Origin of the sequence: Streptomyces sp. NPDC048192, assembly GCF_043202415.1 — a bacterium.
Classification (GTDB): Bacteria; Actinomycetota; Actinomycetes; order Streptomycetales; family Streptomycetaceae; genus Streptomyces.
Genome location: NZ_JBIDAL010000008.1, coordinates 429,553 through 443,750 on the forward strand (window position 1 = coordinate 429,553; position 14,198 = coordinate 443,750).

Below are 14,198 nucleotides of genomic sequence, written 5' to 3' on the forward strand. Positions count from 1 at the left end.
TGGGCGCGACCAGCCCCCACACCCCCGCACCCGCGCACGGCGCGAACCGCCCCACGCGGCAGGCGCACCCTCACACCGGCAGCCGCTCCCGCTCACCCTCCTCGTGCGTCGGCCGGGAGGCGCCCGCCCCCGCCGCCGCGTTGGGTCCCTCGTCGTGGGTGAGGTCGGGCAGGCGGTGCAGCCACTTCGGCAGGTACCAGTTGCGCTCGCCGAGCAGGGCCATCACGGCCGGCAGCAGCACACCGCGGATGACCGTCGCGTCGATGAGGACCGCCGCGGCCAGACCCACGCCCATCTGCTTCATGGACTGCATCGACAGCGTGCCGAAGATCGCGAACACGGCGACCATGATGACCGCGGCGCTGGTGACGACGCCGGCCGTGGTGACCACACCGTGCCGGATCGCGTCCTTCGTCGTACGGCCGCTCATCCGGGCCTCGCGGATCCGGGACACCACGAACACGTGGTAGTCCATCGACAGCCCGAACAGGATCACGAACAGGAACAGCGGCAGCCAGGTCACGATCGCGCCGACCCCGTGCGCGCCCACCAGGGACGCGCCCCAGCCGTGCTGGAAGACCGCGACGAGGATGCCGTACGCGGCGCCCACCGACAGCAGGTTGAGCACGATCGAGGTGATCGCGACGGTCAGCGAGCGGAACGACAGCAGCATCAGCAGGAAGGCGAAGACGATCACGAACGCGAAGACCGGGACCACGGAGCCGAGCAGCTGGTCGTTGAAGTCGTGGTTGCCGGCCACCTGCCCGGTGATCGGCGCCTCGACGCCGTCCACCCTGCCGAGCGTGGCGGGCCGCACCTCGTCGCGCAGCTTGTCCAGGCTCTTGACCGCCCGGTCCATGTCGGAGCCGCCGACCAGCGGCACCGAGACCACGGCGACGTTCTGCGCGTCGTGCACCCGGATGTCGACCGGGCCGCGCGAGGCTCCCGAGGAGACCGCCCGCCGCTTGAAGGCGGCCAGGGCCTGCCGCACCTCGGGCGCGCCGATGTCCTTCGCCTTGACGACGACCTGGGCCGGCTCGCTGCCGCCCGGGAAGGCGTCGTTGATCCGGTTGTACGTCTGCACGATCGGCAGCGACGTGCCGAACTCCTGGTCCAGGGTGAGCTGCTGGGTCTTCATGCCGAGCGCGGGCGCCGCGACCGCCAGCAGCGCACCGGCCGCCACCACGACCGAGACCAGCGGCCTGGCCAGCACGGCGCGCAGCACGGCGGTCCAGACCCGGCTGCCCTCGCCCGCGGCCCGCTTGCCGCCGCGCCGGCGCAGGAACGGGATGCGGCCCTTCTCCACCCGCTCGCCGAGCAGCGACAGCAGCGCCGGCAGGACCGTCACCGACCCGACCATGGCGACCGCGACCACCATCAGCGAGGCCAGGCCCATCGCCTCGAACTCGGCGAGCCCGGTGAACAGCATGCCCGCCATCGCCACGCACACCGTGACACCGGAGACGATGACCGCCCGCCCGCTGGTGGCGGCGGCGATCCTGAGGGCCGTGCCCGGGTCCCGCCCGGCCTGCCGCTCCTCGCGCTCGCGGCGCAGATAGAACAGGCAGTAGTCGACGCCGACGGCCATGCCGACCAGCAGCATCACGGAGTTGGCGGTGTCGCTCATCGGCTGCACATGGCTGACGATGCCCATCAGGCCCATCGTCGCCATGATCGCGGTGATCGCGAGCGCCACCGGCAGCAGCGCCGCCACCAGCGCGCCGAAGGCGATCAGCAGGATGCCGAGCGCCACCGGCACCGCGGAGTACTCGGCCTGCTTGAAGTCGTTCCCGAAGGCGTCCTTGTACTGCTTCTGCATGCTGGCGCCGCCGATCTCCTCGATCCGCAGCGAACCGTGCGCCTTCTGCACCCCGGCGACGGCGTTCAGCACCGGCTCCACCCGGTCCACGGCCGTCTTCGCGTCCCCCCGCATGTCGAACTGCACCAGCGCGCTGCGGCCGTCGCGGGAGACGGTGTGCGTGTCGTACGGCGAGGTCACGGCCGTGACCTTCCCGGTGCCCTCGACCGCCTTCACCACGTCGGCGACGGCGGCCCGGAACTCGGCCGAAGTCGCCGTCACCGAACCGGACCTGGCCTGGATCAGCACGGTCTCCCCGGCCGGCTGCTTGATGCCCGCGTCGTCGATGATCTGCGCGGCGGTGTGCGTCTCGCCCTTGAGCTGGTTGTTCTCGTCGACGTCGACCCGGCCCGCCGCCGAGCCCAGCCCCATGGCCAGCACGACGAACAGCACCCATATGCCGACCGCCGCCCAGCGGTGCCGGGCGCTCCAGCCCCCGGCGCGGGCGGCCAGCCCCCGCACCCGCACATCCCTGTTCCCCATTGCGGGCCTTCCCCCTCGTGTGCGGTGGCGACCGGACGCCGCCACGTCTGCGCTTGCTCCGTACGACGGTATGAGCCGCCCGGGCACGGCTCGTCGTGCTGCCCGGTGAAGTCGGCGGCCCGGGCCTCGGCACTGGGGAGGACCACGGCCCCTTACACCTATCGGGGCTTCCCGGGGAGGACCCTCGGGGTCGCGGCGGCCGTGGGACGTGGGCTGTCCGATCTGCCGCCGGCGCGACGGTTTGTGGTTACGAAACCTTGTTGAACAAGTCACAGGCGTGTGGAGAGGTTGATACGGCGCCCCCGGATCGGCCAGAGTTTCGCGCAGCCCGCCCCGCGCGGGCCCCGGCCGTCGTGCCCGCCCCCACGGGGCACGACGGCCGCTCTAGGCTGGCCGGATGACGACCTACGCGGCGCTGTTGCGCGGAATCAACGTCGGCGGCAGCAAGAAGGTGCCCATGGCCGACCTCCGCTCGCTGCTGGCCGGCCTCGGCCACACCGGTGTACGGACCCATCTGCAGAGCGGCCAGGCCGTGTTCAGCGCCGGCCACGGCGACGAGGCCTCGCTCGCGGCGGAGCTGAGCCGGGCGATCGAGGAGCGGTTCGGCTTCCCGGTCGACGTGATCGTGCGCGACCACGCCTATCTGAAGGCGGTCGTCGAGGCCTGCCCGTTCCCGGCCGCCGACCTCGCGCCCAAGCAGCTGCACGTCACCTACTTCTCCGCGCCGGTCACCCCCGACCGGTTCGCGGGGATCCACCCCGCCGCCCATCTCCCGGAGGAGTTCCGGCTCGGCGACCGCTGCCTGTACCTGTACGCCCCCGAGGGCCTCGGCCGCTCCAAGCTCGCCGAGGCCCTCTCCCGCCGACCGGTGACCAAGGGCCTGATCGCCACGAGCCGGAACTGGAACACCGTGCTCAAACTGGCCGAGCTGACCGCTCCGGTCCAGTGAGCCCGCAGTGAAGCGATTGGACCAGTGAAACGATCCCGGATTGGACCGGGACGTTGAGCCACTGCGGCACTACCGTCGCCACTATGACGCACCGCGACTCCGCCACCGCACCCGCACCGACCCGGGTCGACTTCTACTTCGACCCGGCCTGCCCCTTCGCCTGGATCACCTCCCGCTGGCTGCTGGAGGTCGAGCGGCTGCGCCCCCTCGACCTCCGCTTCCGGGCGATGAGCCTCTACCTGCACAACACCGGCAACGAACTCCCCGGCTGGTACCGGGATCTGGTGGACCGCTCCATCGGCCCGGTGCGGGTCGCCGTGGCCGCCGCCGAACGGCACGGCGAGAAGGTGCTGCGCGACCTGTACACCGCGTTCGGCACGCGCATCCACGAGGCCCGGATGGAGGACTTCGACCGGGTGGTCGCCGAGGCGCTGGCCGAGCTCGGGCTGCCGGCGGAGCTGTCGGCCGCCGCGCACGATCCGTCGTACGACGACGCGGTGCGCCGCAGCCACGAGGCGGGCGCCGAGCCGGAGACGGGCGGTTACGTGGGCACGCCGACCCTCCACGTCGACGGCACGGTGTGGTTCGGGCCCGTGCTGCGGGCCGTGCCGCGGGGCGAGGAGGCGGCCGAACTCTTCGACAGCTTCCGGGTGCTGGCCCGCCACCCCGACCTCTTCGAGCTCAAGCGCACCCGCACCGGCGCCCTCCGCTTCGACTGACGGCATCCGGGGTGGCCGATAACCACCCCCTGTCCCCGCCGGGCGTGTGACATGCGGACCGCGACCGGCGCAGAACGAAGAGCCGCCGGGTCCGACGTCACAGGGGAGCGCCGGACCCGGCGGCCCTCGCCCTCTACCACGCGCCCCGCCTCCAGGGCCGGCCATCGCCGAACCTCGCGACAAACGCGTCCCGCGGTCCCTAGGGTGAAGCGCGCAGACGGCCGGAAGGGGACGAGGGGCGGATGAGCGTGACGGGCGGACCACCACCGGCGCCGGCGCGGCACCCCGGGCGGGCAGCGGCCCGGTGGCCGGGAGCGCCGGCGCGGCGCGGCAGCGCACGCGGGGCGCCCGGCCATCTGCTCGTGCGCCGCGCGACCGCGGTGCCCCGCGCGCCCCTCACCGCCTCCGGCGCCTGGTCAACGCACACCGATCACCCGGATGGGTGGCGGTTTTCGGCCTTCTCGGCGGCGTCCGCGGGCGTCACCCCTCACCGGCCCGGTGCGCGGCGGCCGACGGCCGCCGGGCACCGGCCCGCGGCACCGGTAACGTCGGCCGCCCAGCGCCTTCGGCAGCCGGATCCCGGCCGCCCGCACCGAAGCCGTAGCCACCCCCACCGCCGAAGGCTCCTTCGGACCACAAGCGAGGACACCGCATGAGCAGCTACACCTTCGGGAACGGCCCCGCCGACTTCAGTCACATCGACCTCCGCAACGGCCCGCCGGACCTCGAGACCCTCATGGCAGTCGCCGACCGGCTCACCGAGGCACTGCGCGCCGAGTACCCGGGGATCGCCGGCAACGGGGAGGTCATCCAGGCGGAGCTGGCACTGTCCGCCGAGGACGGCCTGCCGCCCAACCGGGGCCGGATCCGCACCGCGCTGGAGAACGTCGCCATCACCGCGGGCGCCGGTACCGCCAGCCTCAACTACACCCGGCAGCTCCTGACCGGGCTCGATCTGTGACCCGCTGAGCCGGGGACGCCGCGGACCGGTCAGGCGCCCAGGGCCGTCAGCGCCGGGCGGCACGCGGCGTCATAGCGTTCCAGCAGCACCCGCGCCACCTCGGGCGCCGGGCCCAGCACGTCGGCCCGTACGTCCGCCCCGGCCGCGCCCCGCGCGATGCGGTCCGGCAGAAAGCCGGGAGCCAGGACGTACGGCGCGACGGCCACCCGCGCGCACCCGAGGGCGCGCAGCGCGGCCACGGCGTCCTCGGTGCGCGGAAGGGATGCGGAGGCGAACGCAGGCCGCACGGCGCACCAACCGGTGTGCCGCCACTCCCGCGCGATTGCTGCGATCACTGCGATCGCCTCCGGGTCGGTGGACCCCGCCGAGGCCAGCACGACCCCGGTCGAGGACTTGTCGGCGGGGGTCAGCCCCGCCTCGTACAGCCGCCGCTCCAGCGCCGCCAGCAGCAGCGGCGACGGACCGAGCACGTCGGCCTGCCGGATCCGCAGCCGGGCCGGCGCCTGGCGCAGCACGGCCGGGATGTCGGCCTTGGCGTGGAAGGCGCGGGTCAGCAGCAGCGGCAGCGCCACCACGTCCCGCACCCCCTCGCCGTCCAGCGACTGGAGCACCCCGTGCACGGACGGCACGTTGAAGTCCAGGAACCCGGTCTCCACGCGCAGCCCCGGCCGCATCGACCGCACCCGCTCCACCAGGGCGTGCACGGTCCGGGCATGCCGCGGATCGCGGCTGCCGTGGGCGATGACGAGGAGCACGGGCTCGTTCATGTCAGCCCTTCACCAGCAGCCCGCGGCTGCGCAGCACCCAGCGCTCCAGCGGGCTGAAGATCACCAGGTCGATGGCGATGCCGACGAACAGGATGAGCAGGATGGCCTCGAACACCATGGCCATGTCGCTGGCGGTGCGGGCGTTCTCCAGCAGCTGGCCGAGGCCGGTGCCCAGGTCGGGGAAGTTCGCGATGATCTCGGCGGCCATCAGCGAGCGCCAGGAGAAGGCCCAGCCCTGCTTCATGCCGGCCACATAGCCGGGGAGCGCGGCCGGCAGGGTGACGTGCCAGACGCCCCTGACGCCGGTCGCGCCCATGGTGCGGCCCGCGCGCAGGAACAGCGGCGGCACCTGGTCCACGCCGGACACCAGGCCGTTGGCGATGGAGGGGACCGCGCCGAGCAGGATCACCGCGTACATCATCGAGTTGTTCAGGCCGAGCCAGATCACCGCGGGCGGCACCCACGCCACCGACGGCAGCGACTGCAGACCGGACAGGATCGGCCCGATGGCCGCCCGCACGAACTTCACCCGGGCCACCAGCAGACCCAGCGGGGTGCCGATGAGCAGGGCGAAGGCGAAGCCCAGCAGACCGCGCGAGACGGACGTCCAGATGTACCCGAGCAGATCGCCCTGCAGCCAGGCCTGCTTGAACGCGTCGCCCACGGCCGCCGGCGACGGCAGCTTGGTCGGGTTGTCGACGACCGGGTAGAGCAGGGACCAGACCGCGAGGACCACCGCGATCGCCACCACCGGCGGCAGGATCTTGTTGACGAGGGTCTGCCGGAGCGTCGGACGGCCGACGGCCGTCGTCTCCAGGGCGTCCAGGCCCGCCTCGACGCTCCCGGCGTCCTGGACCGGTGTGGTGTCAGTGCTGGCCATGACGGCGGATCTCCCCACGCAGGACTTCGGTGATCTCAAGGGACAGTTCCGCCACCGGGGCGTCCTCGATCCGGCGCGGCTGCGGGATGTCCACCTGCCACTCGCGGGCGATGCGGCCGGGGCGGGACGACAGCAGCACGACCCGCTGGGCGAGCCGCACCGCCTCGCGCACGTTGTGCGTCACGAACAGCACCGACAGGCCGGTCTCCGCCCAGATACGGGTCAGCTCGTCGTGCAGCACGTCCCGGGTGATGGCGTCCAGCGCCGCGAACGGCTCGTCCATCAGCAGCAGGCTGCTCTCCTGCGCCAGCGCGCGGGCCATCGCCACCCGCTGGCGCATGCCGCCCGACAGCTCGTGGACCCGCTTGCCGTACGCGCCCTTCAGCCGGACCAGTTCCAGCAGCTCCTCGGCCTTGCCGCGCCGCTCGTTCTTCGCAACGCCCCTCAGTTTCAGGGCGAGTTCGATGTTTTTGCCCGCGGTCAGCCACGGGAACAGGGCGTGCTCCTGGAACATCAGCGCCGGCCGTCCGTCCGTCGTGATGGCGCCGGCGCTCGGCCGGTCCAGGCCGGCCACCAGGTTCAGCAGCGTGGACTTGCCGCAGCCCGAGGCCCCCAGGAGGGTGACGAACTCGCCGGGCGCGACATCGAGGCTGATGTCGTCCAGGACGAGCTGCTGCCCGGCGGGCGCCGGAAAGGACTTCGAGACGTGCTCGAGGCGTGCCGCGTAATCGACCGACTCGTCGGCCTTGGCGAGCGTCGTGGTCGTGGCCATGGTCGTCACCTCCTGGGAACTCATCGGGGCGTGCGTCAGCTGGTGCCGAGACCGGCGGCGTCGACCGGGCTGTCACCTGAAGCCTTGAGGACCTTGTCGAGGATCGTCAGGTCGTAGATCCCCTTCAGGTCCGGCTTGTCGAGCAGACCGGCCTTGACCGCGTGCTGCGCCTCGGTGTCGAGGGTGGAGGCCAGCGGGTCGTCGGTGAACTGGATGGACTTCCACGCCGGGTCGAGGACGTCCGCCGGGAGCGCCTTGCCGGAGTCCGCCGCCAGCTGCTTGTTCGCGGCCGCCTTCGCCTGGTCCGGGTTGGCGTTGATCCACTTGTTGGCCTCGACGGAGGCCTTCAGCACCGCCTCGACCGCCTTCGGGTGCTCCTTCAGGAAGGCCTGCCGCACGATGATGTTCGTGATCACGAACTTCTTGTCGGGCCACAGCGACGACTCGTCCAGCAGCACCTTGGCGCCCTCGGCGACCAGCTTGGACGCGGTCGGCTCCGGCACCCAGGCGCCGTCGATGGAACCGGAGGCGTAGGCGTCGGGGGTGATCTTGTTGTCGGAGCGGACGACCGTGACGTCGCCCTTGCCGCTCTGAGCGTCGACCTTCCAGCCCTGGCCGGCGATCCAGTTGAGGAACGCCACGTCCTGGGTGTTGCCGAGCTGCGGGGTGGCGATCTTCTTGCCCTTGACGTCCTTCAGAGACTTGATCTTCTTCGGGTTCACCACCAGCTTCACGCCGCCGGAGGCCGAACCGCCGATGATCTTCAGGCTCTTGCCGTCCGACTTGGTGTAGCCGTTGATCGCGGGGGAGGGGCCGATCCAGCCGATGTCGATGGAGCCGGAGTTGAGCGCCTCGATCTCGGAGGGCCCGGCGTTGAAGGTCGCGTACGACGCCTTGGTGGCGCCCAGCTCCTTCTGGAAGAAGCCCTGTTCACGGCCCACCAGCGCGGTGCCGTGGGTCAGATTGCCGAAGTAGCCGATCCTGACGGAGCCGAGCCCGTCGATCTTCCGGGCGCCGGCGGCGACCTTGGCCGTGTCGTCGTTCTTGGCCTCGGAGCCGTAACCGCAGGCGGCGAGCGCCAGAAGGGGCAGCGCGGCGGTCACCGCGAGTGCGCGGCGCAGGAGTTTGCTGGCAGGCACGGGAGGCTTTCCTCTCGTTGGCCCGGCGGTCACGGTCTCTCAGGTCGTGGCCGGGAGGTCGGCAGGTCTTCGTCTACGGCGGTGGGGGGTGCGGGCGCGCATGCGGTGCGCGTACGTCAGCGCACACATCGGGCCACTCCGCCCTGCCCGCTGCCGAGGGCGCCGCTGCCGACACGGCCGCCCTCCTTCGCGAACGTCGAGTAGACGTCGGTCGTCGTCATGCTCAGAAGTCCCAGCCGTCGTCTTCGGAGGCGTCCTTGACCGGCTCCGGCGCGGCGAACGACTCGCCGACCATGCCCGCGGTCAGCGTGGTGCCGTCGCTCGGGTCGATCAGGATGAAGGAGCCGGTGCGCCGGGAGTCGGCGTACGAGTCCACCGGCAGCGGCTCGGCGGTACGGATCTTCACCCGGCCGATGTCGTTGGCGACCAGCTGCCCCGGGTGCGGGTGCAGCGACAGGTCGTCCAGCGTCAGCCGGGACGGGATGTCCTTCACGATCGCCTTGACCGTGCGGGTGCCGTGCTTGAGCAGCACCCGGTGCCCGACGGTCAGCGGGGCGTCGGCCACATGGCAGACGGTCGCCTCCACGTCCTGCGTGGTGGGCGGCGCGTCCTTCGTCGGCACGATCAGGTCGCCGCGCGAGACGTCGATGTCGTCCTCGAGCAGCACCGTCACCGACTGCGTCGTCCACGCCACGTCCACCGGCACGCCCAGCAGGTCGATGCCGGAGATCCGCGTCGTCCGCCCGGACGGCAGGACGGTGACCTCCTCGCCCACCCGGAAGGTGCCGGCCGCGATCTGGCCCGCGTAACCCCGGTAGTCCGGGTGTTCGGCGGTCTGCGGCCGGATCACGTACTGCACCGGCAGCCGGGCGTGGCAGTGCGCCAGGTCGTGGCTGACCGGCACGGTCTCCAGGTGCTCCAGCACGGTCGGGCCGCCGTACCAGTCCATGTTCGCGCTCGGCTCCACCACGTTGTCACCGGCGAGCGCCGAGATCGGGATCGCGGTGACCTCGGGCACGCCCAGCTCCAGCGCGTACGCCGTGAACTCCTCGGCGATCGCCGCGAACACGCTCTCCTGGTAGCCGGCGAGGTCCATCTTGTTGACCGCGAGCACCACGTGCGGGACGCGCAGCAGGGCGGCGATGGCCGCGTGCCGGCGGGTCTGCTCGACCACGCCGTTGCGGGCGTCGACCAGGATCACGGTCAGCTCGGCGGTGGAGGCGCCGGTGACCATGTTCCGCGTGTACTGCACATGGCCCGGCGTGTCGGCCAGGATGAACCGGCGCCGCGGGGTGGCGAAGTAGCGGTAGGCCACGTCGATGGTGATGCCCTGTTCCCGCTCGGCGCGCAGGCCGTCGGTGAGCAGCGCGAGGTCCGGGCCGTCCTGGCCGCGGCTCGCGGAGGCCCGCTCCACGGCCTCCAGCTGGTCGGCGAGGACCGACTTGGAGTCGTGCAGCAGCCGTCCCACGAGCGTGGACTTGCCGTCGTCGACGGAGCCGGCGGTGGCGAACCGCAGCAGGGTGGTGGCCGAGAGCGCCTCGGTCGTGGTCGTGCTCATGCTTAGAAGTACCCCTCGCGCTTGCGGTCTTCCATCGCGGCCTCGGACAGCTTGTCGTCGGCACGGGTCGCGCCCCGCTCGGTGAGCCGGGAGGCGGCGATCTCGGCGATCACGGCGTCCAGCGTGGTCGCGTCGGAGTCGACGGCGCCGGTGCAGGACATGTCACCGACGGTGCGGTAGCGCACGAGCCGCTTCTCGACGACCTCGCCGTCCTTCGGGCCGCCCCACTCGCCGGCCGTCAGCCACATCCCGCCCCGCTGGAACACCTCGCGCTCGTGCGCGAAGTAGATCTGCGGCAGCTCGATGTCCTCGCGGGCGATGTACTGCCACACGTCCAGCTCGGTCCAGTTCGACAGCGGGAACACCCGGACGTGCTCACCGGGGGCGTGCCGGCCGTTGTACAGGTTCCACAGCTCCGGGCGCTGCCGGCGCGGATCCCACTGGGAGAACTCGTCGCGCAGGGAGAACACCCGCTCCTTGGCGCGGGCCTTCTCCTCGTCCCGGCGGCCGCCGCCGAACACCGCGTCGAACTTCTCGCTCTGGATCTTCTCCGTCAGCGGAAGCGTCTGCAGCGGGTTGCGGGTGCCGTCCGGGCGCTCCTTGAGCACACCCCGGTCGATGTAGTCCTGCACGGAGGCCACGTGCAGGCGCAGCCCGTGCCGGGCCACCGTGCGGTCCCGGTACTCCAGGACCTCCGGGAAGTTGTGCCCGGTGTCCACGTGCAGCAGCGAGAACGGCACCGGCGCCGGCGCGAACGCCTTCAGCGCCAGGTGCAGCATGACGATCGAGTCCTTGCCGCCGGAGAAAAGGATCACCGGATTCTCGAACTCGCCCGCCACCTCGCGGAAGATGTGCACCGCCTCGGACTCGAGGGCGTCCAGGTGCGACAGGGCGTACGGGCTCTCCGTACCGTCCTCGACCTCGGTCACGGTCGTCATGCCAGTCCCCTCTCGCTCAGCAGCGCGTACACCGACGCGGCGGACTCCTGCACCGTCTGGTTCTGCGACTCGATCCGCAGATCCGGGGCCGCGGGCTCCTCGTACGGGTCGTCGACCCCGGTCAGCCCGGTCAGTTCGCCCGCGGCCTGCTTGGCGTACAGGCCCTTGACGTCCCGCACGGAGCACACCTCGACCGGGGTCGCGACGTGCACCTCCAGGTACGTCGTGCCATTCGCCTCGTGCCGCTTGCGCACCGCGTCCCGGCTGTCCGCGTACGGCGCGATCACCGGCACCAGCGCCTTGACGCCGTTGCGGGCGAGGAGTTCGGCGACGAAGCCGATGCGCTGCACGTTGGTGTGCCGGTCCTCGCGGGAGAAGCCGAGGCCCGCGGAGATGAACTCGCGGATCTCGTCGCCGTCGAGCACCTCGACGCGGTGGCCCTCGGCGCGCAGCCGGCCGGCCAGCTCGTGGGCGATGGTGGTCTTGCCGGCGCTCGGCAGACCCGTGAGCCAGACGGTGGCTCCGGTGGTCACGTCGTTCTCCTGGTTCTGGTCGGTCGTCATCCGTGCAGCCCGCACTCGGTCTTGGCGCGGCCCGCCCAGCGGCCGGCGCGCGCGTCCTCGCCCTCCAGGACCCGGCGGGTGCACGGGGCGCAGCCGATGGAGGCGTAGCCGTCGGTCAGCAGCGGGTTGGTCAGCACGCCGTGCTCGGCGACGTAGGCGTCCACGTCGTCCTGCGTCCAGCGGGCGATCGGGGAGACCTTGACCTTCTGCCGCTTGGCGTCCCAGCCGACGACCGGGGTGTTCGCCCGGGTCGGGGACTCGTCGCGGCGCAGGCCGGTCGCCCACGCCTGGTAGCCCTTCAGCCCCTCCTCCAGCGGCTTGACCTTGCGCAGCGCGCAGCACAGGTCGGGGTCGCGGTCGTGCAGCCTCGGGCCGTACTCGGCGTCCTGCTCGGCGACCGTCTGCTTCGGGGTGAGCGTGATGACGTTGACGTCCATCACGGCGGCCACGGCGTCGCGGGTGCCGATGGTCTCCGGGAAGTGGTAGCCGGTGTCGAGGAAGACGACGTCCACGCCCTTGAGCACGCGCGAGGCGAGATGGGCGACGACGGCGTCCTCCATGGAGGAGGTGACGCAGAACTTCGTGCCGAAGGTGTCCACGGCCCACTGGAGGATCTCCAGCGCGGAGGCGTCCTCCAGGTCCCGGCCCGCCTGCTCGGCGAGCGCCTGCAACTCCTCGGCGGTGCGGTCTTGCTGAGCGGTGGTCATATCCCGTCCCCTCCGTTGTCGGCCCGCTGAAGGCCCCGGGCGAGCAGCCCGAGGAACTTCAGCCGGAATGCGCGGTTGCACGCCCCGCATTCCCAGGCGCCGTGGCCTTCCTCGCTCGGACGCAGGTCCTCGTCGCCGCAGTAGGGGCAGTAGAACGGCGCGGCACGCTCACTCACGACAGCGCCTCCTCGGAAGCCCGGGCCGCCCACGCCGCGAACCGCTCGCCGTCCTGGCGTTCGGCCCGGAACCGCGTCAGCACCCGCTCGATGTAGTCGGGCAGCTCCTCCGCGGTGACCTTCAGGCCGCGCACCTTGCGGCCGAAGCCGGCCTCCAGGCCGAGCGCGCCGCCGAGGTGCACCTGGTAGCCCTCGACCTGCTCGCCCTTGTCGTTGAGGACGAGCTGGCCCTTGAGACCGATGTCCGCGACCTGGATACGGGCGCAGGCGTTCGGGCAGCCGTTGAGGTTGATGGTGATCGGCTCGTCGAAGTCCGGCAGGCGGCGCTCCAGTTCGTCGATGAGCGAGGCGCCGCGCTGCTTGGTCTCGACGATGGCGAGCTTGCAGAACTCGATGCCGGTGCAGGCCATGGTGCCGCGCCGGAAGGACGACGGGCGCGCGGTGAGGTCCAGCGCCTCCAGGCCCTCGACCAGGGAGTCGACCTTGTCCTGCTCGACGTCCAGGACGATCATCTTCTGCTCGACGGTGGTGCGCACCCGGCCCGAGCCGTGCGCCTCCGCGAGATCGGCGATCTTCGTCAGCGTGGCGCCGTCGACGCGGCCGATCCGCGGGGCGAAACCGACGTAGTAGCGGCCGTCCTTCTGCCGGTGCACACCGATGTGGTCCCGCCACTGCTGCACGGGCTGCTCGGGCGCGGGCCCGTCGGTCAGCTTGCGTCCCAGGTACTCGTCCTCCAGCACCTGACGGAACTTCTCCGCGCCCCAGTCGGCGACGAGGAACTTCAGGCGGGCCCGGTTGCGCAGCCGGCGGTAGCCGTAGTCACGGAAGATGGACACGACGCCCTCGTAGACGTCCGCGACCTCCTCCAGCGGCACCCACGCGCCGAGCCGCACGCCCAGCTTCGGGTTGGTGGACAGGCCGCCGCCCACCCACAGGTCGAAGCCCGGGCCGTGCTCGGGGTGCCGCACGCCGACGAACGCCACGTCGTTGATCTCGTGCACGACGTCCAGCAGCGGCGAGCCCGAGATGGCCGTCTTGAACTTCCGGGGGAGGTTGGAGTACGCCTTGTTGTTCAGGACGCGGCGCTTCATCTCCTCCAGCGCCGGGGTGGGGTCGATGATCTCGTCCTCGGCGATGCCCGCCACCGGGGAGCCGATCATCACGCGCGGGGTGTCGCCGCAGGCGGTGACGGTCGTCAGGCCCACGGCCTCCAGCCGCTCCCAGATCTCGGGCACGTTCTCGATCTGGATCCAGTGGTACTGCACGTTCTGCCGGTCGGTGATGTCCGCGGTGCCGCGCGCGAACTCCTGGGACAGCTCGCCGACGACCCGCAGCTGCTGGGTGGTGAGCGCGCCGCCGTCGATGCGGACCCGCATCATGAAGTAGCGGTCGTCCAGCTCCTCCGGTTCCAGCACCGCGGTCTTGCCGCCGTCGATGCCGGGCTTGCGCTGGGTGTACAGCCCCCACCAGCGCATCCGGCCGCGCAGATCGCTGGGGTCGATCGAGTCGAAGCCGCGCTTGGAGTAGATCGTCTCAATGCGTGTCCGCACATTGAGACCGTCGTCGTCCTTCTTCACCTGCTCGTTTCCGTTGAGCGGGGTGAAATGGCCTACGGCCCACTGACCCTCGCCGCGGTGACGGCTCACCTTGCGGCGGGGCGCGGAGGCGGCGGGCTTCGGCGGAGTGGCGGCCATGGTTCTACGTCCTTCGGGACCGGCGGGAATCGGC

The 14,198-nt window shown here is 71.6% G+C and carries 14 protein-coding genes; 3 read left to right on the forward strand and 11 right to left on the reverse strand.

Features of this window, described 5'->3' with window-relative positions; all coding sequences use genetic code 11:
- Window positions 1-70: 70 nt before the first annotated feature.
- Window positions 71-2,341: an MMPL family transporter gene (locus tag ACGFZN_RS19855; protein ID WP_393859768.1), complete on the reverse strand. Its 2,271-nt coding sequence runs from the start codon at window positions 2,339-2,341 to the stop codon at window positions 71-73.
- A 397-nt stretch (window positions 2,342-2,738) separates the two neighbouring features.
- On the opposite strand from ACGFZN_RS19855, the gene ACGFZN_RS19860 reads away from it, so the two are divergent.
- The 3 genes from ACGFZN_RS19860 to ACGFZN_RS19870 all read left to right on the forward strand — a co-directional run bounded on the left by ACGFZN_RS19860 (window position 2,739) and on the right by ACGFZN_RS19870 (window position 4,970).
- Window positions 2,739-3,290, forward strand: a complete 552-nt coding sequence (locus tag ACGFZN_RS19860; protein WP_393859769.1) for a DUF1697 domain-containing protein — start codon at window positions 2,739-2,741, stop codon at window positions 3,288-3,290.
- A gap of 83 nt (window positions 3,291-3,373) precedes the next feature.
- Complete coding sequence (locus ACGFZN_RS19865) at window positions 3,374-4,009, forward strand: DsbA family protein (RefSeq protein ID WP_393859770.1); 636 nt, start codon at window positions 3,374-3,376, stop codon at window positions 4,007-4,009.
- 652 nt (window positions 4,010-4,661) lie between these two features.
- The gene (locus ACGFZN_RS19870; protein WP_330337176.1) at window positions 4,662-4,970 is read left to right on the forward strand and encodes a hypothetical protein; all 309 of its coding nucleotides are present in this window, start codon (window positions 4,662-4,664) and stop codon (window positions 4,968-4,970) included.
- 29 nt (window positions 4,971-4,999) lie between these two features.
- Here the strand turns inward: ACGFZN_RS19870 and ACGFZN_RS19875 are convergent, their stop codons facing one another.
- The 10 genes from ACGFZN_RS19875 to ACGFZN_RS19920 form a co-directional block, all read right to left on the reverse strand.
- Complete coding sequence (locus tag ACGFZN_RS19875; RefSeq protein WP_393859771.1) at window positions 5,000-5,737, reverse strand: sirohydrochlorin chelatase; 738 nt, start codon at window positions 5,735-5,737, stop codon at window positions 5,000-5,002.
- 1 nt (window position 5,738) lies between these two features.
- Window positions 5,739-6,617 (reverse strand): ABC transporter permease, encoded by an 879-nt coding sequence (locus ACGFZN_RS19880; RefSeq protein ID WP_393859772.1) that lies wholly within the window; start codon window positions 6,615-6,617, stop codon window positions 5,739-5,741.
- The gene (locus ACGFZN_RS19885; protein ID WP_393859773.1) at window positions 6,604-7,389 is read right to left on the reverse strand and encodes an ABC transporter ATP-binding protein; all 786 of its coding nucleotides are present in this window, start codon (window positions 7,387-7,389) and stop codon (window positions 6,604-6,606) included. The genes ACGFZN_RS19880 and ACGFZN_RS19885 overlap by 14 nt, the downstream gene beginning before the upstream one ends.
- Before the next feature lie 35 nt (window positions 7,390-7,424).
- Window positions 7,425-8,528: an aliphatic sulfonate ABC transporter substrate-binding protein gene (locus tag ACGFZN_RS19890; protein ID WP_393859774.1), complete on the reverse strand. Its 1,104-nt coding sequence runs from the start codon at window positions 8,526-8,528 to the stop codon at window positions 7,425-7,427.
- 223 nt (window positions 8,529-8,751) lie between these two features.
- The gene (locus ACGFZN_RS19895) at window positions 8,752-10,086 is read right to left on the reverse strand and encodes a sulfate adenylyltransferase subunit 1 (protein WP_393859775.1); all 1,335 of its coding nucleotides are present in this window, start codon (window positions 10,084-10,086) and stop codon (window positions 8,752-8,754) included.
- A gap of 2 nt (window positions 10,087-10,088) precedes the next feature.
- Window positions 10,089-11,024, reverse strand: coding sequence for a sulfate adenylyltransferase subunit CysD (gene cysD / locus ACGFZN_RS19900; protein ID WP_393859776.1), 936 nt, complete (start codon window positions 11,022-11,024; stop codon window positions 10,089-10,091).
- Entirely contained in the window at window positions 11,021-11,557 is a 537-nt protein-coding gene (gene cysC / locus ACGFZN_RS19905; protein ID WP_393859816.1) for an adenylyl-sulfate kinase, read from the reverse strand. The genes cysD and cysC overlap by 4 nt, the downstream gene beginning before the upstream one ends.
- A 26-nt stretch (window positions 11,558-11,583) precedes the next feature.
- Window positions 11,584-12,294, reverse strand: coding sequence for a phosphoadenylyl-sulfate reductase (locus tag ACGFZN_RS19910; protein WP_393859777.1), 711 nt, complete (start codon window positions 12,292-12,294; stop codon window positions 11,584-11,586).
- Window positions 12,291-12,470: a hypothetical protein gene (locus ACGFZN_RS19915; protein ID WP_393859778.1), complete on the reverse strand. Its 180-nt coding sequence runs from the start codon at window positions 12,468-12,470 to the stop codon at window positions 12,291-12,293. The genes ACGFZN_RS19910 and ACGFZN_RS19915 overlap by 4 nt, the downstream gene beginning before the upstream one ends.
- The gene (locus tag ACGFZN_RS19920; RefSeq protein ID WP_393859779.1) at window positions 12,467-14,164 is read right to left on the reverse strand and encodes a nitrite/sulfite reductase; all 1,698 of its coding nucleotides are present in this window, start codon (window positions 14,162-14,164) and stop codon (window positions 12,467-12,469) included. The genes ACGFZN_RS19915 and ACGFZN_RS19920 overlap by 4 nt, the downstream gene beginning before the upstream one ends.
- Window positions 14,165-14,198 lie beyond the last annotated feature (34 nt).

Excerpts from the sequence above, each read along its gene's own strand:
- ACGFZN_RS19880 (WP_393859772.1), bottom strand. The coding sequence starts at position 6,617 with ATGGCCAGCACTGACACCACACCGGTCCAGGACGCCGGGAGCGTCGAG.
- ACGFZN_RS19875 (WP_393859771.1), bottom strand. The coding sequence starts at position 5,737 with ATGAACGAGCCCGTGCTCCTCGTCATCGCCCACGGCAGCCGCGATCCG.
- ACGFZN_RS19895 (WP_393859775.1), bottom strand. The coding sequence starts at position 10,086 with ATGAGCACGACCACGACCGAGGCGCTCTCGGCCACCACCCTGCTGCGG.
- ACGFZN_RS19865 (WP_393859770.1), top strand. The coding sequence starts at position 3,374 with ATGACGCACCGCGACTCCGCCACCGCACCCGCACCGACCCGGGTCGAC.
- ACGFZN_RS19860 (WP_393859769.1), top strand. The coding sequence starts at position 2,739 with ATGACGACCTACGCGGCGCTGTTGCGCGGAATCAACGTCGGCGGCAGC.
- ACGFZN_RS19885 (WP_393859773.1), bottom strand. The coding sequence starts at position 7,389 with ATGGCCACGACCACGACGCTCGCCAAGGCCGACGAGTCGGTCGATTAC.
- ACGFZN_RS19910 (WP_393859777.1), bottom strand. The coding sequence starts at position 12,294 with ATGACCACCGCTCAGCAAGACCGCACCGCCGAGGAGTTGCAGGCGCTC.
- ACGFZN_RS19920 (WP_393859779.1), bottom strand. The coding sequence starts at position 14,164 with ATGGCCGCCACTCCGCCGAAGCCCGCCGCCTCCGCGCCCCGCCGCAAG.
- cysD (WP_393859776.1), bottom strand. The coding sequence starts at position 11,024 with ATGACGACCGTGACCGAGGTCGAGGACGGTACGGAGAGCCCGTACGCC.
- ACGFZN_RS19855 (WP_393859768.1), bottom strand. The coding sequence starts at position 2,341 with ATGGGGAACAGGGATGTGCGGGTGCGGGGGCTGGCCGCCCGCGCCGGG.
- ACGFZN_RS19870 (WP_330337176.1), top strand. The coding sequence starts at position 4,662 with ATGAGCAGCTACACCTTCGGGAACGGCCCCGCCGACTTCAGTCACATC.